Genomic DNA, 248 nt, shown 5'->3' on the forward strand with positions numbered 1-248 from the left:
GCCGCAAAAAAAAGCGGCTCTCTGTTTCGGTGATAAATGAAGTAGGGCTGTTTCCTGGCACCGCTTTTTTTCCACTCAAACCAGCCCGATGCCGGCACAATGGCCCGCCCGTGTTCCCACAGGGGCTTCGCCCTGTCGCAGCCGTTTCGCTGCGGGCATTGATGAGCGGCGGTTTATCCCACCACTCCGGACCGTAGCCCCAGTAAACAGGATCAAACTTCAGCTCGCCGTCACGCTCACTGAGCAAC

Annotated in this window: 1 pseudogene; it reads right to left on the bottom strand. The window is 58.1% G+C overall.

Annotated features, from left to right (window positions below):
• Positions 1–248 (bottom strand): annotated as a pseudogene (locus tag CBW22_RS25850) (SOS response-associated peptidase family protein); the annotation flags it as partial.

Source organism: Pantoea sp. VS1 (genome assembly GCF_002207995.1).
Taxonomy (GTDB): Bacteria; Pseudomonadota; Gammaproteobacteria; order Enterobacterales; family Enterobacteriaceae; genus Pantoea; species Pantoea dispersa.